Annotated in this window: 21 protein-coding genes and 2 pseudogenes; 10 read left to right on the top strand and 13 right to left on the bottom strand. The window is 54.8% G+C overall.

Annotation, left to right across the window (positions count from 1 at the left end; genetic code table 11):
• Positions 1–40 precede the first annotated feature (40 nt).
• From SCU88_RS11670 to SCU88_RS11650, 5 genes and pseudogenes are all read right to left on the bottom strand, one after another.
• Positions 41–414 (bottom strand): annotated as a pseudogene (locus SCU88_RS11670) (helix-turn-helix domain-containing protein); the annotation flags it as partial.
• 495 nt (positions 415–909) lie between these two features.
• Positions 910–1,389, bottom strand: coding sequence for a type VI secretion system tube protein TssD (locus SCU88_RS11665; protein WP_175341496.1), 480 nt, complete (start codon positions 1,387–1,389; stop codon positions 910–912).
• Positions 1,390–1,615: 226 nt separating this feature from the next.
• Positions 1,616–2,038 carry a hypothetical protein gene (locus tag SCU88_RS11660; protein WP_431810135.1) on the bottom strand — a complete coding sequence of 141 codons (423 nt, stop codon included), beginning with the start codon at positions 2,036–2,038 and terminating at the stop codon, positions 1,616–1,618.
• 343 nt (positions 2,039–2,381) lie between these two features.
• Complete coding sequence (locus tag SCU88_RS11655) at positions 2,382–2,927, bottom strand: CatA-like O-acetyltransferase (RefSeq protein ID WP_175341495.1); 546 nt, start codon at positions 2,925–2,927, stop codon at positions 2,382–2,384.
• 76 nt (positions 2,928–3,003) lie between these two features.
• On the bottom strand, positions 3,004–3,852 hold the full coding sequence (locus SCU88_RS11650) for an SDR family oxidoreductase (protein ID WP_138097440.1): 849 nt from the start codon (positions 3,850–3,852) through the stop codon (positions 3,004–3,006).
• A gap of 106 nt (positions 3,853–3,958) precedes the next feature.
• On the opposite strand from SCU88_RS11650, the gene SCU88_RS11645 reads away from it, so the two are divergent.
• The 9 genes from SCU88_RS11645 (at position 3,959) to SCU88_RS11605 (ending at position 14,686) form a co-directional block, all read left to right on the top strand.
• Complete coding sequence (locus tag SCU88_RS11645; protein ID WP_175341494.1) at positions 3,959–4,852, top strand: LysR substrate-binding domain-containing protein; 894 nt, start codon at positions 3,959–3,961, stop codon at positions 4,850–4,852.
• A gap of 609 nt (positions 4,853–5,461) precedes the next feature.
• Positions 5,462–6,937 carry an aldehyde dehydrogenase family protein gene (locus SCU88_RS11640; RefSeq protein ID WP_175341493.1) on the top strand — a complete coding sequence of 492 codons (1,476 nt, stop codon included), beginning with the start codon at positions 5,462–5,464 and terminating at the stop codon, positions 6,935–6,937.
• A 2-nt stretch (positions 6,938–6,939) separates the two neighbouring features.
• Entirely contained in the window at positions 6,940–8,349 is a 1,410-nt protein-coding gene (locus tag SCU88_RS11635) for an aminotransferase (RefSeq protein WP_175341492.1), read from the top strand.
• Complete coding sequence (gene eutB / locus SCU88_RS11630; protein ID WP_138097436.1) at positions 8,350–9,366, top strand: hydroxyectoine utilization dehydratase EutB; 1,017 nt, start codon at positions 8,350–8,352, stop codon at positions 9,364–9,366. It begins immediately after the preceding gene.
• Positions 9,353–10,309 carry a cyclodeaminase gene (locus SCU88_RS11625; protein WP_175341491.1) on the top strand — a complete coding sequence of 319 codons (957 nt, stop codon included), beginning with the start codon at positions 9,353–9,355 and terminating at the stop codon, positions 10,307–10,309. Before eutB ends, SCU88_RS11625 begins: the two co-directional genes overlap by 14 nt.
• 87 nt (positions 10,310–10,396) lie before the next feature.
• On the top strand, positions 10,397–11,596 hold the full coding sequence (gene doeA / locus SCU88_RS11620) for an ectoine hydrolase DoeA (protein WP_138097434.1): 1,200 nt from the start codon (positions 10,397–10,399) through the stop codon (positions 11,594–11,596).
• Positions 11,597–11,609: 13 nt separating this feature from the next.
• Positions 11,610–12,623, top strand: coding sequence for a N(2)-acetyl-L-2,4-diaminobutanoate deacetylase DoeB (gene doeB / locus SCU88_RS11615; RefSeq protein WP_175341490.1), 1,014 nt, complete (start codon positions 11,610–11,612; stop codon positions 12,621–12,623).
• Positions 12,624–12,673: 50 nt separating this feature from the next.
• A complete protein-coding gene (locus tag SCU88_RS11610) occupies positions 12,674–13,159 on the top strand; it encodes an Lrp/AsnC family transcriptional regulator (RefSeq protein ID WP_138097432.1) in 486 nt (161 codons plus the stop codon).
• Positions 13,160–13,243: 84 nt separating this feature from the next.
• Complete coding sequence (locus SCU88_RS11605) at positions 13,244–14,686, top strand: MFS transporter (RefSeq protein WP_138097431.1); 1,443 nt, start codon at positions 13,244–13,246, stop codon at positions 14,684–14,686.
• Between the two features lie 108 nt (positions 14,687–14,794).
• Here SCU88_RS11605 and idi read toward each other — a convergent pair whose 3' ends face one another.
• The 6 genes from idi to SCU88_RS11575 form a co-directional block, all read right to left on the bottom strand.
• Positions 14,795–15,328, bottom strand: a complete 534-nt coding sequence (gene idi / locus SCU88_RS11600) for an isopentenyl-diphosphate Delta-isomerase (protein ID WP_175341489.1) — start codon at positions 15,326–15,328, stop codon at positions 14,795–14,797.
• A 103-nt stretch (positions 15,329–15,431) separates the two neighbouring features.
• Positions 15,432–16,694, bottom strand: coding sequence for a terpene synthase family protein (locus tag SCU88_RS11595; RefSeq protein WP_431810134.1), 1,263 nt, complete (start codon positions 16,692–16,694; stop codon positions 15,432–15,434).
• Positions 16,695–16,821: 127 nt separating this feature from the next.
• Positions 16,822–17,220 (bottom strand): GFA family protein, encoded by a 399-nt coding sequence (locus SCU88_RS11590; RefSeq protein WP_431810133.1) that lies wholly within the window; start codon positions 17,218–17,220, stop codon positions 16,822–16,824.
• A 1-nt stretch (position 17,221) separates the two neighbouring features.
• Positions 17,222–17,938 carry a metalloregulator ArsR/SmtB family transcription factor gene (locus SCU88_RS11585; RefSeq protein ID WP_175341487.1) on the bottom strand — a complete coding sequence of 239 codons (717 nt, stop codon included), beginning with the start codon at positions 17,936–17,938 and terminating at the stop codon, positions 17,222–17,224.
• Positions 17,939–17,982: 44 nt separating this feature from the next.
• Entirely contained in the window at positions 17,983–18,291 is a 309-nt protein-coding gene (locus SCU88_RS11580; protein ID WP_175341486.1) for an antibiotic biosynthesis monooxygenase, read from the bottom strand.
• A gap of 281 nt (positions 18,292–18,572) precedes the next feature.
• Positions 18,573–18,980, bottom strand: a complete 408-nt coding sequence (locus tag SCU88_RS11575; RefSeq protein ID WP_175341485.1) for a Rid family hydrolase — start codon at positions 18,978–18,980, stop codon at positions 18,573–18,575.
• Positions 18,981–19,118: 138 nt separating this feature from the next.
• Here SCU88_RS11575 and SCU88_RS11570 point away from each other — a divergent pair, with 138 nt between their 5' ends.
• On the top strand, positions 19,119–19,724 hold the full coding sequence (locus SCU88_RS11570; protein WP_175341484.1) for a TetR family transcriptional regulator: 606 nt from the start codon (positions 19,119–19,121) through the stop codon (positions 19,722–19,724).
• A gap of 145 nt (positions 19,725–19,869) precedes the next feature.
• On the opposite strand, the pseudogene SCU88_RS11565 reads toward SCU88_RS11570, so the two are convergent.
• Both SCU88_RS11565 and SCU88_RS11560 read right to left on the bottom strand, forming a co-directional pair.
• Positions 19,870–20,152 (bottom strand): annotated as a pseudogene (locus SCU88_RS11565) (SMP-30/gluconolactonase/LRE family protein); the annotation flags it as partial.
• Between the two features lie 85 nt (positions 20,153–20,237).
• The gene (locus SCU88_RS11560) at positions 20,238–20,711 is read right to left on the bottom strand and encodes a DMT family transporter (protein WP_175341483.1); all 474 of its coding nucleotides are present in this window, start codon (positions 20,709–20,711) and stop codon (positions 20,238–20,240) included.
• Positions 20,712–20,722 lie beyond the last annotated feature (11 nt).

The raw sequence follows: 20,722 nt of genomic DNA, 5'->3' as shown, positions 1-20,722 counted from the left end.
AAAAAGGGTCTTTACAGGCTTAGCTGAACTTCACCAGCAATTTTGGTCTCAGCGCATTTCCCACGCAGTAGCATCGGCTTTTGCTGCACGGTATTGTTTTGCACCACCGTGCCTCCTGACCTCCCGGCTAATCGTTGAGGGCGCTCTTGATAATCTGGCGGCAATGTCCCTGATACTGAGTTTTGCTACCAGCCCTCTGGATATCTCCTCTCTTTCATCAAGCGAAAGCGCTAATCGGTGCCGTTTTCGCACGGGAGGACGGTAGCCGCCTGTCTGGTGGATAGTGGGCATAATGGAAGAATGATATCTGTCGAACATTCTGGCGATATCATGCAGAGAATCACCTTGCTTATATCTGTCCCAGATAATTGCTATCTGCTCTGGCGTGTAGTTAATCCGAGTTCTTCGTTTCATAGCAACTTCCCCCTTGATTAAGGATAGCGTTGCATCGACCCATTGAACTCACAGCACCAAGCAGACTTTTCAACATCAGGACATTTCTAACGAGCCGGTGTTTAGACATTTTCACTGAGCTTTGACAGATGATAAGGATGGCAGAATCTGGCGGGAATCGTTGACACTGGCCGTCAACTGGCTACTATCGACAGTGATTCAAAATCATCCGTTTCTCCAAACGAATCAGAATCAAATGTCTGTCAGCAGTAAGTGAGCGGCCTGACCTCACCAATCAGGCCTGTTCATCCAGTTGCAGTTGGTAAATCTGTACCTGATACACGAGAATCAAACACCACCTCTTCAGTGCCATCACCATGATGCCGGACAATCAGGTAATCGGATTGTGGGTTCTGGCTCTCATCTTCATGAGCAGCAAAAGAATTGCCAAGCCCGCTGGCCGTTCTTCATGTTAGCCTGAAAACCGGATAAAGAAATCCATCGACAAATTGGGAGTTAATAGTGAGCTCTATCGTTCCAGCTATCTTTGTAGATTATGTTGCCGTCTACATATTTCCAGGTAATAGCCTCATATCTAAATTGTACTGTTTCTAAGTGAGTGCCTGTAACCCCACCAGGATGAAGATTAGGAGTTATTGCAGTGATCTTTACATTATTGAACAAAATATTGAAGTATTCGGCTTCTGTTCCGGCTTCTGTGATTCTATACATCTTTATTGTTGCTGATTTTAGTGTTTGCCCCTCACTTAAGGCCCTGTAAAGGAAAGGCGTTACTCTATCAAATTCTTTTTGGATTGTTATAGGGCTATGAACTCTTGTACCTGTCAGGCGTCCTGTATTCCCATCAGTGGGTATGTGCATATGATGAACAACAGTGATAAGCTCTACAGCTCCAACCCTTCCAGAAACTAAACTACCTCCTGTTACAGGAGAGCCGTTACTGTCAGTTAGCCAAAGATAAGCGGGATTAGACATAATATTTCATTTCCTTATTAAACAATATCAACCCTTTATTTTCTTATATATCGAATCCAGGATTTTAGTTAATACCAGGACAACTACTAAGAGTATTGCAATATATAAGAGTCTTTCCGGCCAGGTATCAAAATAAACAATGCAAAACAGAGAGCCCCACACCATTACCCCACTCATCATTCCAACTGTGAGTGACAAAAAAGATCCAAGCAATGAAAATTTTAATTTACCCATGACCACTATTAACCTTCTTTTCAACCATATTTATTATGGTGTTAAAAGCATCCTCTCCCTCAGTTCTCCTGACTCTAGTAGCATCCACAAAGGGCTTAAGTGCTGGTTCAAGAATGAAGTATAGCAAATCATAATCCTTAGCTCTTAGTTTATAATATAATTGAGGGTCTTCATCCCTTAGTTTTTCAGAGGTTCTTATGCAGCGTTCGGTCATTCCACCTATAAGCAGTAAGTTACCTATAACCCCGCCTCTCAATGCAACAAATAGTGAACCTTTGCCAGCTATTGCTTTCGCTATGGCATTGCAAATAACAGAGTTAGTAGCAAATCTACCAACTACAGCAAAGGATGATCTACTGTAAATATCATTTTGTTTTTCTTCTGATATATATTCATTGAATTCATCCAAAACCATATTTACAGCTTCTAATATTCTATGTCGTTCTAATATACCTCTTTTTACAGCTTCAGCTATTCTAAACCTTTCTGTTTATTACTTTTGCTATTCTTATGGCTATATCTTCATAATCACTCATTTAAATTAGTTCCCTCTACTGTAACCTCTCTCCGCTTGAGAAGACCTTCCTAATTCTTTATGCACTTTAAAGGTAAAATTCAGTCAACACAACAGAGAAACTGATTTTTGTGCTCTGGTCTATCAGAAGAACGTTGATAATACGCCAGAAAAGTGAAGTGTGTTGGAGTAAATTTCCTAATTGAGTTGGGGTGAGAAAATACATTCGAAATGATTGACGATGTCACTCATCATTAAGCAACTCACTGATACGCGTTCTGGTCTTGCCCCAGGTCAGCGCCGGAACTCCACCGCCAGGGTGAAATTCTGCGTGGGTCATTGAGCTAAAGTGCAGCCAGGGCAGACAACTGGCGCAGAAGAAATTCTCGCCATCGACTACCATCGGCCCCGGCTCACCGCATTTCGCCTCGTTAACCGCCGGCTTTGCCTGGCGCTTAAAATCGCTGAAGGTCGGCGCATAATTGCACCACGCCTGACAAAAGCTTTCGCTGGCGGTCATCACCGGCGTCATCGCCGCAATCTGCGCATACTCCACCACTTCGCCATTGATAACCCGCTGACGCATCTGAGGCACGGCATTGGCCGCCCGGGTAATGGCATACAGCGTCAGTAAAAAGAAGGATTCACCCCGCTCTCTGGCACAATCGTAGAGCGGCTGTGCCGCCAGGGGAACGCACAGATTATAGCCGGGGCTGGCAAATTGATTATAGAAGTCAAAGTGTTGCTTTCTGGGCCACTGATTTTTATCTATTACGCGGTAAGCAGTCATCGGTCAGCTCTTTACAGGAAAAATTAATCTGCGCGCGGCAGAGGACATTCACTCATCCTCTGCCCGCGCGTTAATTTTAATATAAAGCAAGCTCTTCCGGGCTGAAGTCCGCCGCTGTGGCGCTCTGTTGCTGATTTCGCAGTTCAGCAAGGCGCGATTCCAGCGCGCGACTTACCCCCGCATGGGCCTCTGCCCCCAGAATTAAGCGCAGCGGCGGTGAAGGCTGCCCGGCTGCATCCAGCATGGCATCGGCCATACGAACCGGATCGCCTTTAATGACCCAGCTCCCCTCTTCAAATGCCTGCCGAAGTTGCGCCGCCGGAGTGTCTGCGTACTCAGCTAATGACGCAGGCCGAACCAACGAACCGCCAAAACCGGTGCGGGTAGGCCCTGGCTCAACTAACACAAAATCGATCCCGAAGGTTCTGACCTCCTGCGCCACCGATTCCACAAAACCCTCTATGCCCCATTTGGATGCATGATAGAGGCTGAAGCCCGGGTAGGCTATCTGCCCCCCTTCGCTGGAAACCTGCAGGATACGCCCTCCTCCCTGAGCACGGAGATATGGCAGAGCGGCGCGAATCAGTACAATCGCACCAATCAGATTGGTATCAATGATATCGCGCAGATGCTGGTCGCTGGTTTCTTCCGCCGCGCCAAAAACGCCATACCCGGCATTACTGACGATGCGGTCTATCCGCCCGGATAGCCGGAATGCTTCAGCAACGGCAGCGCTGATGCCCCGGGTATCCCGCAGATCAACCTGAAGCGGCCGGAACTGTTCGGGATAGCGCTGCTGGAGATCCTCTGTTTTGCGCGGATCACGCGTCAGTGCCACCACGCTATCGCCGCGGGCAGTGAGTTTTTCAGCAAGAATACGGCCAATGCCAGAAGATACGCCGCTAATCATCCAGGTCTGAGTCATAAAGCCTCCAGTGTCGGTTTACGTTAACAGGATCTCAATACTGGACCGACAGGATTGTTTATTCTATACACACAATATCGAATAAACTGTTGGTGAAAATTCAACAATGGCGCAACCTTCATTCAGCGATCTGAACGCATTTATCACCATTGCGGAGTGCGGCGGCTTTCGCAAAGCGGCCCAGATGTTAAATCTCTCCCCCTCATCCCTTAGCCACACCATCAGGCAACTCGAACAGAGGCTGGGCGTTCGACTGTTTAACCGCACAACGCGTAGCGTGGCGCTAACTGAAGCAGGCCATAATCTGCGCGCCCGGCTGGCGCCTGCTTTACAGGAGGTCAGTCTCGCCCTGCAGAGTGTGGACCCATTTCGGGCCGCTCCGGCTGGCAAGCTGCGTATCAACACCCCCGAAATGGCGGCTGAACTTTTGCTACATCATGTGGTTCCCCAGTTTCTGGCGCGCTTTCCGGATGTCTCCATCGATATTGTGGTCGAGGGGCGGCTTGTTGATATTGTCGCAGAAGGGTTTGATGCCGGAATTCGATTGGGAGAGTCCCTGGCACAGGGAATGAACGCCGTACGTCTTGGAGGAGCGACACGCTTTATCGCCGTGGCTGCGCCCGATTATTTGGCCAGACGCGGGCGGCCCAGTGTCCCGGACGATCTCGCCCTCCATGACGGCATCCGGCATCAGATGCCCAGCGGCAGGCTCTATCAGTGGGAGTTTTCGCGCCAGGGACAGGAAATCGTCATCGATGTACCTGGTCGCCTGACGCTGAATACCATCCCTTTGATGATTGGCGCCGCCGTCAGGGGACTTGGCGTTGCCTATGTCCCGGAAGACGCGGTGTTATCGGAACTGCAATCTGGCCGTCTCGAACAACTTCTCGACGACTGGTGCCCCAGAATCCCTGGCTTTTATTTGTATTTTCCCGGTAGCCGTCAAATGCCGCCTGCGCTACGGGCATTTATCGATACCATAAACGAAGTGATGAATTAGCGGCAGACTATCGTTAATACGCTGCGCTTATCCTTAATAAGGGTGAGGATTATTTATTTTTGATCTCCCTCACATCTAAAGTGAATTATGTGAGCTATATCATTATTAAAAATCGATGAGTTAACAGGTCAACGGTATTAAGCGTAACGCCAGCCAGCCTTTGCGACCAGGAACCATCTTAAAAACAGGTGTACAGGTTTATTAACCGCTTTGCTATAGATTCAATATTGCCTAAAAATCAATCAAATAGACATCAATCTACGTCTTGCGCAATGTCCCTTAAAGAAAAGAAAACCTCCGACTGGAATAGTGTTTTATTCCATTATTCCAGTTGTTAATTTCACAAAAAAGCGGTTTTATTCGCATTGTGCATTGGCATTTAATGAAGGGATTATCAATAACAACATAAATAAAAGATATGTAATCAGGGTTATTTCATAACGTTTTGTTGTTGCCTGGCAATTTATTGCCAATTGCCCTCACAACAGAAAAAAATGAATAATTACGGCGCTGAAACAGAAATTATTTTTTCATACGTTCTCTTATCTTCAAAGCATCTCATGTGCCCTTACCCATATCGTTGGGGCAGCCAACTTAAGGAGAACGCAGATGAAATTAGAGGATCCCCGTCTGTTTCGTCACTTCGCCTGGATTAACGGCGAATGGAGCCACAGTCTGTCCGGCCGTGAGCAGCCGGTCTATAACCCGGACGATAATAGCCTGCTGGGTTACATACCGCTGCTGGAGCCGGAGCAGATCGACCACGCCGTAGATGCCGCAGAGCAGGCGCTGGCAGGCTGGCGCAGAATCCGCGCCGACCGGCGTGCCGCGCTGCTGATGGCCTGGTATCAGCAGTTGCTGGACCACCGCAGCGATCTGGCCACCCTGCTGGTCAATGAACAGGGCAAGCCCCGGCGTGAAGCCGAAGGGGAAGTGGATTACGCCGCCAGTTTTATCCGCTGGTTCGCCGAAGAGGCGGTGCGGATTAACGGCGAAACCCTGTCAGTCCAGATCGATGGCACCCTGCCAGGCACCATCAAAGAGCCGGTTGGCGTCTGCGCGCTGATCACCCCCTGGAATTTTCCGCTGGCGATGATTACCCGCAAAGCCGCAGCGGCACTGGCCGCAGGCTGTAGCGTGCTGGTTAAACCCGCCAATGAAACCCCCTATTCCGCCCTGGCGCTGGCCGAACTGGCGGAGCGTGCCGGGCTGCCGGCCGGGGTCTTTAATGTCATCACCGGTGAGCCAGAAGCCGTCTGCGCCCAGTTGTGCAGTGAACCACGTATTCGCGCCCTCTCCTTCACCGGCTCCACCCGGGTAGGCAAGCTACTGCTGGCCCAGTGCGCAGGCAGCGTTAAACGGGTCTCTCTGGAGCTGGGCGGCAATGCCCCTTTTGTGGTGGCGCCGGATGTGGACGTCGACGAGGCCGCCGCCGCCGCTGTCGACGCCAGGTTTCAGACCAGCGGACAGGACTGTCTGGCCGCCAACCGCATCATGGTGCATCAGCAAATTTATGACGCCTTTATTGAAGCCTTTTCGGCACGGGTGCGCGAACTCCGGGTCGGCCCCGGCGACTGCCCGAACAGCGATATCGGCCCATTGATTCACCGCGACGCCGTCGAAAAAGCCAATGCCCTGGTGGACGACGCCCTGTCGCGTGGGGCCCGGCTGGTGCATGGCGATCAGCGCCAGGCGCCGGGCAACAACTACTTTATGCCCACCCTGCTGGCTGGCGTCACCCCGGAAATGCGGGTCTGGCAGGAAGAGAGCTTTGCCCCCATCGCCATTGTCGCTGCCTGGCAGGACGATGACGAAGTTATCGCCCAGGCCAACGCCACCGAATATGGCCTGGCGGCCTATCTCTGGACCCACGATCGGCGCCGGGTCTGGCGCTACATCCGCGAACTGGAATTCGGCATGGTGGCCGTTAACAGCGTCAAAATGACCGGCCCCACCGTCCCCTTTGGCGGCATTAAACAGTCCGGGCTGGGCCGCGAAGGCGGCCGCACCGGTATCGATGAATATCTGAACACCCGCTACTTCTGCCTTGGCGGTTTGCCAGGCCCTTCAGTGACAGGAGCATAATTATGGAACAGCGCAACGACTTAATTTCCCGCGATCGTCAGGTGACCTTTCACGCCTCTACCCATCTGCGCGACTATGCCCATGGCGCGCTCCCCGGTCGGGTGATGACCGGCGGCCGCGGCATTATGGTGAACGATGCCGAAGGCAATCAGTTTATCGACGGCTTTGCAGGCCTGTACTGCGTCAACATTGGCTATGGACGCGAAGAGATGGCCGAAGCCATCTATCGCCAGGCCAAAGAGCTGGCGTACTACCACACCTACGTAGGCCACACCAATGAACCGCTGGTGGCGCTCTCTGAAAAGATTATCGCCAAAGCCGGTATGAATATGTCGAAGGTCTACTACGGCATGTCCGGCTCCGACGCCAACGAAACTCAGATCAAGCTGGTGCGCTACTACAACAATATTCTGGGGCGCCCCCAGAAGAAGAAAATCATCTCGCGCCATCGCGGCTACCACGGCTCCAGCATTGCCGCAGGCTCTCTGACCGGGCTGGCGTCGTTCCACGATCATTTCGATCTGCCAATTGCCGGGATCCTGCATACCGATGCCCCCTACTACTATCAGCGAGCCCCGGAGCTGGCGGGTATCAGCGAGCTGGAATTCTCGCGCCACTGCGCCGAACGGCTGGAAGCGATGATCCTGGCCGAAGGCCCGGAAACCGTCGCCGCCTTTATCGGTGAACCGGTTCTGGGCACCGGCGGTATCGTCCCACCGCCGGAAGGCTACTGGCAGGCCATTCAGGCGGTGCTGGATAAATACGACATTCTGCTGATCGCCGATGAAGTGGTATGCGGCTTTGGCCGTACCGGCCGTGAATTCGGCGCTCACACCTACGATATGCGCCCGGATCTGATCACCATCGCCAAAGGGCTGACCAGCGCCTATCAGCCGCTTTCCGGAGTTATCGTCGGCGAAAAAGTGTGGAGCGTGCTGGAACAGGGAACCGGCGAATATGGCCCCATCGGCCACGGCTGGACCTACTCCGGGCACCCACTGGGCGCGGCGGCGGCGCTGGCTAACCTGCAAATTATCGAGCAGGAAAATCTGGTGCAGAACGCCGCCGACACCGGCGCTTACTTCCAGCAGCGCCTGCGCGAAAGCTTTGCCGACCACCCGCTGGTGGGAAACGTGCGCGGCGTGGGGCTGATGGCCGCCATCGAATTCTCTACGGATAAGCAGCGCTGCCAACCTTTCGACCCTTCCCTGAAGGTCGGCGCCCGTGTTTCTGCGGCAGCTTTGGAAAACGGGCTTATCGCCCGGGCCATGCCTCAGGGCGATATCCTGGGCTTTGCACCACCGCTGGTGATTAACCGAAGCGAAGTGGATGAACTGGTCGATCGCGCGCTAAGAGCGGTGAACCGGGTCACTGACGACCTGAGTTCCGCAGGCCAGTTGGGAGCCCAATAAATGAGCCCGGAATTCCCCGGCGGCATCAGCCTGGCGGAGGTCTGGCAAGCCCGTCACCGTATCCAGGGTCGGGCGGACCGTACTCCGCTGCGTTACTCTCCGAGCCTTTCCCGGCGCTTCGGCGCCCGGGTCTGGCTGAAGCTGGAGAATATGCAGCCCACCGGCGCTTTCAAGCTGCGCGGCGCCAGCAACATGATCGCCGCGTTACTGGAACAGTACGGGCCGGATCGCCTGAAGCCTGGCGTCATCACCGCCTCTACCGGCAATCACGGACGGGCGGTGGCCTGGGCCGCCCGGGAGCTGGGCATTCCGGCCACGGTTTGCCTCTCTTCGCTGGTCCCTGCCAACAAGGTGGCCGCCATCGAAGCGCTGGGCGCCGAGGTCTGCCGCTGCGGCAACAGCCAGGACGACGCCTTTGCGGTGGTGGATGAGCGGGTCGCCAGTCGCGGTCAGGTGGCGATCCCGCCCTTCGATCATCCGCTGATCGTAGCCGGTCAGGGCACCCTGGCGCTGGAGCTGCTGGAAGAGCGTCCACAGCTCGACATGGTGGTAGCGGGTCTGTCCGGCGGCGGGCTGCTGGGCGGTATCGGTCTGGTGATGAAGCAACTCAGCCCGCGCACGGAAGTGGTCGGCGTCAGCCTCAGCCAGGGCGCCGCTATGTGGCACAGCCTGCAGGCGGGTAAACCGGTGCAGGTAGAAGAAGTCCCGAGCCTGGCCGATTCGCTGGGTGGCGGGATCGGGCTGGATAATCGTCATACCCTGGCACTGGTGCGAGCGGTGATGGACAGCCACTACCAGGTACCCGAAACCGCCATTGCCAGGGCTATGGTCACCCTGCTGGAGCAGGAAAAAATGTTGCTTGAAGGCGCCGCCGCCGTGGGGCTGGCGGCTATTGAACACCACCGAATCCCCATTGAAGGCAAAGAGGTGGCGCTGGTGCTTAGCGGCAACAACGTGGCGCTGGAAACCTTCGAACGGGCAAGAGAGCTGGAGCGGCAAAGCCATGCAAATTTATAACCGACAGCAGATAAGCACCGCGGTCCGGCTGGATACAGAGGCACTGGCGGCGGTCGAAGCGGGATTCCGCGCCCTGGGCGAAGGCAAGGTGGTGCAGCCCCCTATCCTCTCGATGGCGCTGCCGGAGGTCAACGGCGAAGTGGATGTCAAAACCGCCTGGATCCGCGGCAGCGACAGCTTCGCTATCAAGATCAGCCCGGGCTTTTTCGATAATCCCAAACGCGGCCTGCCCAGCCTGAACGGTCTGATGGTGGTGCTGAGCGCTGAAACCGGCGTGCCCCGGGCGCTACTACTGGATGAAGGCTATCTGACCGCTATTCGAACCGCGCTGGCGGGGGCGCTGGCGGCCAGATATCTGGCCAGGGAAGAGAGCCAGCGCATCACGCTGATTGGTGCCGGAGAACAGGCCCGACTGCAACTGGCCGCCCTGCGTCTGCTGTTCCCCGTGGCGCAGGTGGCCATCTGGGCCCGGCGGCCGGAAGCCGCAGAACAACTGGCCCGGGAGCTTAACGACGATGGGCTACAGGCCACAGGCTATCGCGAGATCGGCGCCGCCTGTGCCGGGGCCGATATTATCGTTACCACCACGCCTTCCCGGGAGCCGCTGCTGTTCGCTGAACATCTGGCCCCTGGGGTACACGTCACCGCCATGGGCTCCGACAGCCCGGAAAAGCGGGAGATCGACATCAGCGCCCTGCTGCGCGCCGATCGCGTGGCCTGCGATATCCGCAGTCAGAGCGAAAATAACGGTGAACTGAAAATCTTTAAGGCACAGCAAACCCCCGTTCCTTTTGAGGTGGTTGAACTGGGAACCTGCGTTGCCCAAGGCCAGGCGCTGCGCCAGTCACCGCAGGAAGTCACCCTGTGCTGCCTGACCGGCACCGGCGTACAGGACAGCGCCATCGCCGCCTTTGCGCTGGCGCAGCTTGAACCTTTGCAGTAACCCCCCGCGCCCTGGGCGCAGGGTAAACAGGCTGGCGACCCTCGGGCCCGCCAGGGTTTCCACTCCCGTTACGAGTGATAAAACAGCATGTTGACGAAAACTTTGCCCTTCACGCGAGAAGAGTACGACCAGCGTATCGCCAGAACCCGCGCCGCCATGGTACAGCGCGGGATCGAACTGCTGGTGGTCAGCGATCCCTCGAATATGGCCTGGCTGACCGGTTATGACGGCTGGTCCTTTTATGTGCATCAGTGCGTGTTACTGGGGCTGGAGGATGAACCGGTGTGGTATGGACGCCTGCAGGACAGCAACGGTGCCCTGCGTACCTGCTGGATGGCCGATGAGCGGATTGTCGGTTATCCGGAATGGCTGGTGCAGAATCCCGACGATCACCCCATGCGCTGGCTGGCCCAGGAAGTACTGCCAACCTTTGGCTGGCACCAGGCTCGGGTCGGCGTGGAGATGGATAACTACTACTTTTCGGCCCAGGCCTTTCTGAGCCTGCAACAGGGGAGCCCAAATCAGGCCTTTGTGGATGCCACTGCGCTGGTGAACTGGTGTCGGGCCATTAAATCCGAACGGGAACTGGACTATATGCGGATTGCGGCGCGCATCGTCGGCAATATGCACGAGCGCATCTACCAGATGGTGGAGCCGGGACTGCCGAAAAACATGCTGGTCGCGGAGATCCAACGCTGCGCCATTGAAGGCTGGGTGGATGACAGCGGCGTGCGATTCGGCGGCGACTATGCCGCCATCGTCCCTCTGCTGCCCGGGGGCGCCGATGCCGCGGCGCCGCACCTGACCTGGGATGACAGGCCGTTCCGTAAGGGCGAAGGCACCTTCTTCGAAATTGCCGGATGCTATCGCCACTACCACGCGCCGCTGTCGCGCACCATTTTTCTGGGGGAAGCGCCGGATCACTTTTTGCGCGCCGAAGAGGCCCTGCTGACCGGAATCGAACTGGGGCTGGCCGCCGCCCGCCCGGGCAACAGCTGCGGCGATATCGCCCGGGCGCTGGAAGGCGCCATGCGTAGCGCCGGTCTGGACCGGGGCGGCGCCCGCTGCGGCTATCCCATCGGCATCAGTTATCCGCCTGACTGGGGCGAGCGCACCATGAGCCTGCGCGCCAGCGACGAAACACCGCTTCAGCCCGGAATGACCTTCCACTTTATGCCCGGCCTGTGGATGGACGACTGGGGGCTGGAGATCACCGAAAGCATTGTTATCACCGCACAGGGTGCCGAAGTGCTGTGCGACTACCCACGACGCCTGTTTGTTAAATAAAGGAGCCCATTGCATGAACCATGAAAAACCCAGCCCCGTCTATGCCGGGGTGGATTTTGACAAGCCAGGGGTACAGCACGGTTTCCTGAAGCTGCCCTGGTCCCACGACAATTCCGCCTGGGGCGCGGTGATGATTCCGATAACCGTGATTAACGGCACGCCGGGGCCGACGGCGCTGCTGACCGCCGGTAATCACGGCGACGAATACGAAGGCATTATCGCCCTGCTGAAGCTGGCCCGGGAGCTGCGAGTCGACGAGGTTCAGGGCCGGGTGATTATCGTGCCGATGATGAACGCCCCGGCGGTTCAGGCCGGTAAGCGCACTTCGCCCATCGACGGCGGCAATCTGAATCGCAGCTTTCCGGGGGCACCGGACGGTAGCGTGACCGCGCAGATCGCCGACTATTTCACCCGGGTACTGGTGCCGATGTGCGATGTGGCGCTGGATCTGCACTCCGGTGGCCGCACTCTGGAGATTATCCCCTTCGCGGCGCTGCATACCCTGGATGACGAACGCCAGCAGGCTAACAACCTGGCCGCCGCTCAGGCCTTTGGGGCACCGACCACCGTGATGATGTACGAGCTGGACGCCAGTCAGCTCTACGACACCGTGGTGGAAAGTCAGGGCAAAGGCTTTGTCACCACCGAACTGGGAGGCGGAGGCACCACGACACCCCAGCGCCAGCAGCTGGCCGACCGCGGCGTGCGCAACTTTCTGGCACACCACGGCATGCTGGCTCAAACGCCACAACCCTGGGAAGGAGAAACCCAACTGCTTGATATGCCCGATGCATCCTGTTATGTACAGAGCGAGCACAACGGCATTCTGGAATTTCTCTGCCCCCTGGGGAACCGCGTAACCCAGGGAGAACTCCTGGCCCGCGTTTATGACCATTCCCGCAGCGGCCACCCGCCGGTGGAGTATCGGGCGCTACGCGACGGCATTCTGCTGGCGCGGCGCTTTCCGGCGCAGGTTGCAATGGGTGACACTCTGGCCGTTATCGCCCGGGAGATCGTATCGCCATAGCGATGTGAGGCTTCCGGGGCACCGGTCGCCATTAAGGATGTAAGCACTGTATGAAACTCGATCGCTATGACCTGAAGATTCTCGACATTCTGAGCAAAGACGGGCGCATTACCAAATCGCGGCTGGCGGAATCCATTAATCTTTCCGTCAGCCCCTGCTGGGAGCGGGTAAAGCGCCTGGAACAGGCCGGGTTGATTGAAGGTTATTACGCCAGGCTCAATGCCCGGGTGCTGATGAAGCGCCTGCCGATTTGGGTCTCGATCGAGCTTAAACAACATAACGCAGAGAGCTTTGCCCGTTTTGAAAAACGCGTGCTCAATACGCCAGAACTGACCGAATGCGTGGCAGTGGGCGGCGGCGTGGATTACTGGGCCAAATTCGAAACGCTATCCATCGACGAATATCAGCGTCTGATCGATAGCTGGCTGGAGTCTGACCTGGGAATCGAACGCTATTTTACCTATATCGTCACCAAAAACGTGAAGTCCACAGCGGCGCTTCAGACCCTGCGGCGCGAGGGTGACATAGAAGTTTAAGCAAGCACAGGGAGTAAGGGTAATTCAGTGGGCGGCGCTTCGTTCCCGCCGCTCCGCTCTCCGGACAGATCATGGAGAAAAATAATGAATACCAATGCATCACCTGCACACCTTCAACACACTGACGCCGTTCCTGAAGTGACTATCATCGATAAATCCCTGATGAAGCGCGCCGTAGCGGCGGCTTCGCTGGGTAACGCCATGGAGTGGTTTGATTTCGGCATCTACGGCTACCTGGCCGTGACCCTGGGGATGGTCTTCTTTCCGGAAGTCAGCCCCGGAGCCCAGTTGCTTTCCACCTATGCCGCTTTTGCGGTCGCCTTTCTGATTCGCCCGCTGGGCGGCATGTTCTTCGGCCCGCTCGGCGACCGTATCGGCCGCAAACGGGTTCTGGCCCTGACCATGATTATGATGGCGCTGGGCACCTTCGCTATCGGTCTTATCCCGAGCTACGCCAGCATTGGCCTGTGGGCACCGGTGCTACTGATTGTGGCGCGGGGGATTCAGGGCTTTTCCACCGGCGGTGAATATGGCGGCGCGGCTACGTTTATTGCCGAATATGCCCCGGATCGCAAACGCGGACGACTGGGTAGCTGGCTGGAGGTAGGCACCCTGCTGGGATTGATCTTCTCCGCAGCCCTGGTCACCGCCATGACGCTGATGCTGGGCAATGAAGCGATGCGCGAATGGGGCTGGCGGGTGCCCTTCCTGGTCGCCGGACCGCTGGGGCTGATTGGCGTCTGGCTGCGTCTGCGGCTGGAAGAGACCCCGGCTTTCGCCAAACATATGGAAAACAGCGCGCCGCCCCCGGGCATGCGCCAACAGTGGCAGGAGATAGTCACCCACCATCTGCGGGCCTTTCTGCTGTGTATCGGCATGGTGTTTATCCTGAACCTGGCCGACTACATGCTGCTGACCTGGATGCCCGGCTATCTGAATGTGGTGCTGGGGCTGAGCGAACTGGAAGGGCTGACCATCGTGGTGGTGGCGATGCTCTGTATGATGGCGGTGCTGCCGTTTATGGGCGCGCTTTCCGATAAGATTGGCCGCAAGCCGCTGTGGACCATGGGCTGCGTCGGCTTTCTGGTGCTGACGCTGCCCTGTTTCTACGCCCTGGGCAGCCAGAACCTGGCGTTGACCTTCCTTGGCATGCTGGTGATGGGGCTGCTGCTGACCTGCTTCCTGAGTACCGTGGCCTCTACGCTACCGGCGCTGTTCCCCACCGCGGTACGCTATGGCGGGCTGGCTATCGCCTATAATCTTTCCACCTCGCTGTTTGGCGGTACCGCCCCGCTGCTCAGCGCCTGGCTGGTCAATGCCACCGGCAATCCGCTGGCTCCGGCCGGATACCTGATGTTTGGCGCCCTGGTGGGGCTGATTGCGGTGCGTCTGAGTAAAGAGAGCGCCTGTCAGCCGCTGGAAGGATCGCCACCGGCTATCGAGTCCCGCGCCGAGATTATGGATCACCTTTACCGTCGTAAGCGCCGCAAGCGTCTGCAGCTTAGCGCCCTGTCGAGCGACGGTTAAGGGAAGTACTCCCGACTGGAAGTCAGCGCCTTTTGAACAAAGCTCGTCAACCTCCTGGTTGTCGGGCTTTTTTACGTAATGCTGATAACTAAGGCTGGTGAGGAATGTTCAGATGTCCATACGAAAATCATTGAACTGCTGAGGAATACGCGGAAAGGTATGGAGGAACCAGGGCGTATAAAGAGATGGATTATCCTTCATATCACGTTCTATCTGTTGAATGGAGCGATAACACCACGCATCGGCCTCTTCCGGATTAAGTTCCGGCTTCTCGTCGCTGATAGCAAAAAAGACATGGCCATATTCATGCTCAATCAGGCCATTACTGAGGGGCAAATGATATTTTAGTTCAAATACCGGAGTTAACGTCATATCCAGCCCCATCTCTTCGCGTAACCGGCGCTCGGCAGCGTCCTGGGTTGGTTCCTGTGGATAAGGGTGGCTACAGCACGTGTTGCTCCATAAGCCCCCACAGTGATACTTTTTTATTGCGCGACGCTGCAGCAGTAATTCATACCGGGAATTGAAGACGTAAACGGTTACCGCGCGATGCAATAACCCTTTTTTATGGGCTTCCAGCTTTTCTGTTTTTCCTGTGGGGCGGTCAAAATCATCGACTAAAATGACTTCTATGACAGACATAGTAACTCCTTCGCAAAGACGACATAGATAGTGCTCATTGAGAAAGACAACATTCAAAGGAAGGTCTTTTGTCAAATGACATAAGGTCGAGAAAAGCTATTCATCACGCCAACCTTCTGGTAATTGCAATTCGATATGACTGATTCATTTGTGCAGCAACGCTCTGTTGATAACGAATACATTTCTCCTGCCAGATTCCAAAGCCCGTTTCCAGGTATCTAATTAAGTTAAAGAAATTATTTATCCCTGCGCGGTTTTCCGGTGGAAAAGATTTCAAAAGATTTGCGACTAACTTGTCATAGGTATTAACGGCATCATCATGAATCTTTATCGCAAGATTATAGGCATCGAACAGCGATACATTGTTAGCATTCATGTAGTAAAGAATGACATTTGACTTAATTTGATCGTTACAAATATCTTTTGGAACTCCTACCACATCATTAACAATAAGGCAAATTTTCGCGGCGCAATCAAGGATTGATTTATAATCTTCACTCTCTAAAAGTTCATCCGGCAACTCAAGGCCGGCAATTTGTTCAACCGGAATTGTGGTAGGTGTAAATCCAGTAGTCAGGGCCCGAAGTTGTATCGCTTCTTCCAGGCTCCTGCGATCATCGCTTTCATTATTTCGCCTCAATACTTCTTCGTAAATCGCATGTGAACCCCATTCAGCCATACTCGCGGCGAAGCGCTTGCGCCAGTGCTTGCTTGCCCCAAGGCGTTCATGTTCGTCTCCAAGGTGCTTAAACCCTTGCACATAGGGATCATTCATCTGATGAGTGGGGATTTTATCGCCATATAATGCTTTAACCGGAGCTTCAATTTCCTCATACGTTTTTGCAATCTCAACCCGCTCATCATCCCATAACAGCCACATCGTCACACATTTGCAGAACAAAAGAGCATGGTCATACGGTGCCATCGAATATGAAAACCCTGCGAAAAATCCTGGTTCCATGGCCCGTACGAGTGATAACGTTTTTTTGTCTTTGATTAAACCAATCCCCTGCATCCAGGAGATTGTTTCTTGTTCTATTTGCTGTGCGAATGGAGAAAGAGTAACAGGTGCAAACCAATGTTCCGGGTACTGAAAATTTAGCCTGTGTTCTTTAACCCCCTGCATTCTATCCATAGAACGAATAACCTGAACCGCATCATCCTCTGAGAGACAAACTTCAACTTTCGTTATTGCCATAAAAGCACCTTTTAATATGATGGGTTGACAAAGAAATATCCCCTCAACTTGAATGGATATACAATATAAACCCGCCCCCTGCCCCATTACCGCCAGGACAGCTTGTCGCTTAAGGGGAGTGTTTTTCTGTGGCCAACGCCTTATTCCCTGGGTAAGCATAATAGGCATTTCCTGCTTCTGCCAGCAGGTAAACGTTATTTGATAATCAATGCCTGACTCTTCCTGAAACGGCCATAGCACGCTTAACGATCGACTTCTGGAACAGGTATAAATTTTTATATAACTACTTTTATTATTAATAGTTAATTATCGTTACCACTATCCGATTCCCGATCGCGAAGATAGTGATGCGCCACGGGAAACGGCGGTAGCCAGGCTTCGCGCCGTATGATCCAGAGCTCATAGTCGGCATTAGTTGGTTCGATTCATCCAGCGCACCAAGATTCACTTCAATTTCATTATCGGTTATCTGATAAACAGCGGAACCACAGATGGGGCAAAAGTGGCGCCCCCGCCATTCCCGGGTATCACCCTCAATGGCGACGGCCTGTTCAGGGAAGATGGCCGAAGCGTGAAACAGCGAGCCATGGTATTTACGGCAGTCCAGACAGTGGCATAGCCCAACCCGGTCAGGCTGCCCCACGGCCCTAAGACGCACGGCGCCGCACAGACATCCTGCTCTATATTGCTTCATATCAGTCTCCGCACAGTTCAACCCGGAACAGACGCCGCAGAGCCGATGCGCCCTCCCGGGTGATAGTCACTTCGCGATAGCCTTGAGTGCGGGTTATCCAGCCTTTCTGTTCCAGCATCAGCAACAGCGCGGCACCGGTATCGCCCCCCAGGTGAAAACGTCTTTCGCTCCAGTCCAGACAGGCGGCACAGGGTTTACGACGGGTCTGAGGATCAAGCATCACGCCCAGCCGTTGAAACTGGCGCTTGCCCTCTTCCGTTAGCGCGCTGCCCTGAGCGTCGATCCATGCCTCCTGTTCCATATAGCGATAAATAGCCACCGCCGCTTCTCCTGCCAGGTGGTCATAGCAGGTACGGGCCTGGCGCAGTCGGGACGGGGTACGGGTTTCCGGCATTTGAAAACGCTGCCAGGAGACGCCCATCATATTTTCAATCAGCCCCGCCACTTCGCTACCGGTCAGTCGATAGTAGCGGTAACGGCCCTGAGACAGGCAGAGAATCAAGCGGCCATTCATCAGCTTTGCCAGATGGGCACTGGCGGTTGACGGTGCAATATCGGCCACCGCGCTAAGTTCGGTCGCGGTCCAGGCGCGGCCATCCATTAGCGCGCACAGCATGCGGACCCGGGAAGGATCCGCCATTGCCGCCGCCACCGTAGAAACGGCTATTTCCAGGGTGGCGTTTTGGTGCTGGGTTTCCGGGGAGGTTAACAGGGTCATCTCATTGCTCCGGAGTTCGGGTTAAGGGTAAGTATATGCGATGCCTATCCATCATCCGATCCGCGCTCCCGCATCACCTGCGCCACCCGCACCCGATACCAGCTAAAAATCGAGGTCTGCCCTTCACGCTGCGCGGCCTGATGCCGGGCATTACAGTGCCAGACCCGGACCGCCTCTTCATCCCGCCACCAGGAGAGCGACAGAATCTTATCCGGCTCGCTCAGGCTTTGAAAACGCTCAATGGCGATAAAACCATCGACGTCAGCCAGCAGCGGCTTAAGTTCGGCGGCCAGTTGCAGGTAACGGGTCTGGTGTGCGGGCAATGCCCGGGCTTCAAATATCACAGCAATCATTTTTAACCTCCAGAGTGAATCATGATTGCGATTGTGACAGCGCGGGCAAGAGATACTTCGTCAGGCAGCGAAATTTGGACCGATCCGGGGGTTGTTTACCTTGAAATCAGGCGGGTGGTCATGCGCGGCAAAAGGACAGCGAACGTTAGCTCATTACGCCCCAGGTGATCCGGCGTTTTGTCCGCTCCGTGCCAGGAGCGGACGTTAGTCGATTTGAAGCAACACTTGTCATGGTGACGTCTCCATAGCGTTGATTAAGACGTCACTAACATCACGGCCTGTCAACCTGCGGAGCTTATCGCTGGAATTCGGGCAATGACCTTAATTTCAAAATCGAATCCTGCAAGCCAGGTAACTCCAACGGCTGTCCAGTTCGGGTAAGGGGGCCGCGGGAAAATTGACTGTTTCACCTGCATAATCGTCGGAAACTGATTTTCCGGGTCAGTATGAAAAGTGGTGACATCAAGTAGGTCGTCAAACGTACAACCAGCTGCTGCAAGAGTCGCTGCCAGGTTATCAAACGCACGTTGCACCTGCGCGGCAAAATCCGGTTCCGGCGTACCGTCGGCGCGGCTGCCAACCTGGCCGGAAACGAACAACATATCGCCAGAACGGATCGCAGCGGAATAACCATGCTCTTCATAGAGAGAATGGCGGTTAGCAGGGAAAATAGCTTCACGTTGGGTCATGGAATGTCCTTTCTTCAGTTAATGCGATATGCACGGTAGGTATAATTGATTTAATATACGCGGCGTATGTTTAATCAATCATACATACGCTGCGTATGTCAATTAACATCCGCTACGTATGTGAAAAAAGGAGATCGTATGGCAGCCAAACGCCGCGCTGAAACAATGGAAGAGAACCGCGCCAAATTGATTATGGCAGCGCGGAAATCCTTTGCCGAAAAAGGTTTTGCGGCCGTATCAATGGATGAATTAACAGCCAGCGTTGGCCTGACACGTGGGGCGCTATACCACAACTTTGGTGATAAAAAGGGGCTGCTTGCCGCTGTTGTTGCTCAGGTAGATGGAGAAATGGCACAACGAGCTAAAACCGCCGCCGCGACTGCCGGTGACGACTGGGAAAGGCTGATAGCTGAAGGGATTGCCTACATTGAGATGGCGCTGGACACAGAAGTAAGGCGCATCGTTCTGCTGGATGGTCCGGCTTTCCTTGGGGATCCTGCACAATGGCCCAGCCAGAATAGCTGCCTGGAATCCACCCGCCAGACTGTCATAAAGCTGATCGAACGCGGCGTACTTAAATCGGTTGACGCAGATGCCACTGCACATCTGTTAAACAGTGCAGCGTTGAATTCCGCACTTTGGATTGCGGCAAGCGACGATCCGCAACGGGCGCTCCCAAAAATTATTGAGGTGTTTACTCAACTGGCATGCGGCTTACGGAATAGTTCCAATCAACTACGATGAGACGCTTATATGGATATGGTGGGGGAGCTACGCCCTACAGTGCGCACTGGGCAATTGCATTTGATATGAAAGTCAGCCATGTGCCAGCAGCGGACGTTGACACTTTCAATCATTATGGGGCCTGGCTCTTTGTGATAAAACGAGGATTACCGGTACGGTCACATCGTCCATCCCCTATACGGGTATCCGTGCCTCCCGGTGAGGAGGCCACCGTGGTAAGAAACCCGGTGTTGAGGTCATACAAAGCCAGCCTGAACAAAGGAACCAAGGCGGTCAGGCAGCGACCAGCGCATTACAGCATCATGACCTTCTTCTAATGCGAGTAGTTCGCTGGCTTCAATGTCAGTCCAGTAAAGCCTGCGGGTTCTTTCACACCAGAGGGGACACTCTCCCAGCGTATTCCTGACATCAGCTACGATTGAAAACATGTTAATCCTCCCTATAAATAAGGGTCATACTGTGCGCTGACCAGACTTACCCACGTCTGCGCGGTAACAAACGTGGGTAAAGGCTTTACTGCAGAAAACGTGCAGAGAGCCGATCGCCGAAAAGCATGATGGCGAGACCGGCCAGCATGACCAGCATTCCTCCCAGCTTCAGCAACGAGACTGGCCGCCTTACCGCGCCCAGCAGGCCAAAATGGTCGATCACCTGTGATGAGAGTAGCTGTCCGACAATCGCCAGCCCGAGCAGGGCTGAAAAACCGATTTTTGGTGCGAGCACGACATAGCTGAATAATGCACAGGCACCGATCAGTCCGCCCGCCAGGCACCACACAGGCTGCGAAGGAATAGCTGCAAGGGAGGTGAATAGCCCTCCACGCAGCAGCGAGTAAATTCCGAGGCTGAACGCCCCGGCCGTAAAGGAAAACAACGCGGCGGTGACCGGATCGCCTCCGAGCCCTTTTGCAAGCTGACTGTTCAGTGTCGTCTGAAGGGTAATACCCAGACCTGCTGCAAAAGCTATCACGTAATAAATCGCGCTCATGCTGTTCGTCT

The sequence above is a fragment of the Jejuibacter sp. L23 genome (assembly GCF_050815825.1).
Taxonomy (GTDB): domain Bacteria; phylum Pseudomonadota; class Gammaproteobacteria; order Enterobacterales; family Enterobacteriaceae; genus Jejubacter; species Jejubacter calystegiae.
This window is presented reverse-complemented; position numbering and strand designations above follow the sequence as displayed.

Bases quoted from the DNA above. Each gene is read 5' to 3' on its own strand.
- SCU88_RS11580 (WP_175341486.1), bottom strand. From the start codon at position 18,291: ATGATTGCTGTGATATTTGAAGCCCGGGCATTGCCCGCACACCAGACC.
- SCU88_RS11660 (WP_431810135.1), bottom strand. From the start codon at position 2,038: ATGGTTTTGGATGAATTCAATGAATATATATCAGAAGAAAAACAAAAT.
- SCU88_RS11650 (WP_138097440.1), bottom strand. From the start codon at position 3,852: ATGACTCAGACCTGGATGATTAGCGGCGTATCTTCTGGCATTGGCCGT.
- eutB (WP_138097436.1), top strand. From the start codon at position 8,350: ATGAGCCCGGAATTCCCCGGCGGCATCAGCCTGGCGGAGGTCTGGCAA.
- SCU88_RS11655 (WP_175341495.1), bottom strand. From the start codon at position 2,927: ATGACTGCTTACCGCGTAATAGATAAAAATCAGTGGCCCAGAAAGCAA.
- SCU88_RS11665 (WP_175341496.1), bottom strand. From the start codon at position 1,389: ATGTCTAATCCCGCTTATCTTTGGCTAACTGACAGTAACGGCTCTCCT.
- SCU88_RS11595 (WP_431810134.1), bottom strand. From the start codon at position 16,694: ATGCCTATTATGCTTACCCAGGGAATAAGGCGTTGGCCACAGAAAAAC.
- idi (WP_175341489.1), bottom strand. From the start codon at position 15,328: ATGTCTGTCATAGAAGTCATTTTAGTCGATGATTTTGACCGCCCCACA.
- SCU88_RS11635 (WP_175341492.1), top strand. From the start codon at position 6,940: ATGGAACAGCGCAACGACTTAATTTCCCGCGATCGTCAGGTGACCTTT.
- doeB (WP_175341490.1), top strand. From the start codon at position 11,610: ATGAACCATGAAAAACCCAGCCCCGTCTATGCCGGGGTGGATTTTGAC.
- SCU88_RS11645 (WP_175341494.1), top strand. From the start codon at position 3,959: ATGGCGCAACCTTCATTCAGCGATCTGAACGCATTTATCACCATTGCG.
- SCU88_RS11610 (WP_138097432.1), top strand. From the start codon at position 12,674: ATGAAACTCGATCGCTATGACCTGAAGATTCTCGACATTCTGAGCAAA.
- SCU88_RS11570 (WP_175341484.1), top strand. From the start codon at position 19,119: ATGGCAGCCAAACGCCGCGCTGAAACAATGGAAGAGAACCGCGCCAAA.
- SCU88_RS11590 (WP_431810133.1), bottom strand. From the start codon at position 17,220: ATGAAGCAATATAGAGCAGGATGTCTGTGCGGCGCCGTGCGTCTTAGG.
- SCU88_RS11640 (WP_175341493.1), top strand. From the start codon at position 5,462: ATGAAATTAGAGGATCCCCGTCTGTTTCGTCACTTCGCCTGGATTAAC.
- SCU88_RS11605 (WP_138097431.1), top strand. From the start codon at position 13,244: ATGAATACCAATGCATCACCTGCACACCTTCAACACACTGACGCCGTT.
- SCU88_RS11575 (WP_175341485.1), bottom strand. From the start codon at position 18,980: ATGACCCAACGTGAAGCTATTTTCCCTGCTAACCGCCATTCTCTCTAT.
- SCU88_RS11625 (WP_175341491.1), top strand. From the start codon at position 9,353: ATGCAAATTTATAACCGACAGCAGATAAGCACCGCGGTCCGGCTGGAT.
- SCU88_RS11585 (WP_175341487.1), bottom strand. From the start codon at position 17,938: ATGACCCTGTTAACCTCCCCGGAAACCCAGCACCAAAACGCCACCCTG.
- doeA (WP_138097434.1), top strand. From the start codon at position 10,397: ATGTTGACGAAAACTTTGCCCTTCACGCGAGAAGAGTACGACCAGCGT.
- SCU88_RS11560 (WP_175341483.1), bottom strand. From the start codon at position 20,711: ATGAGCGCGATTTATTACGTGATAGCTTTTGCAGCAGGTCTGGGTATT.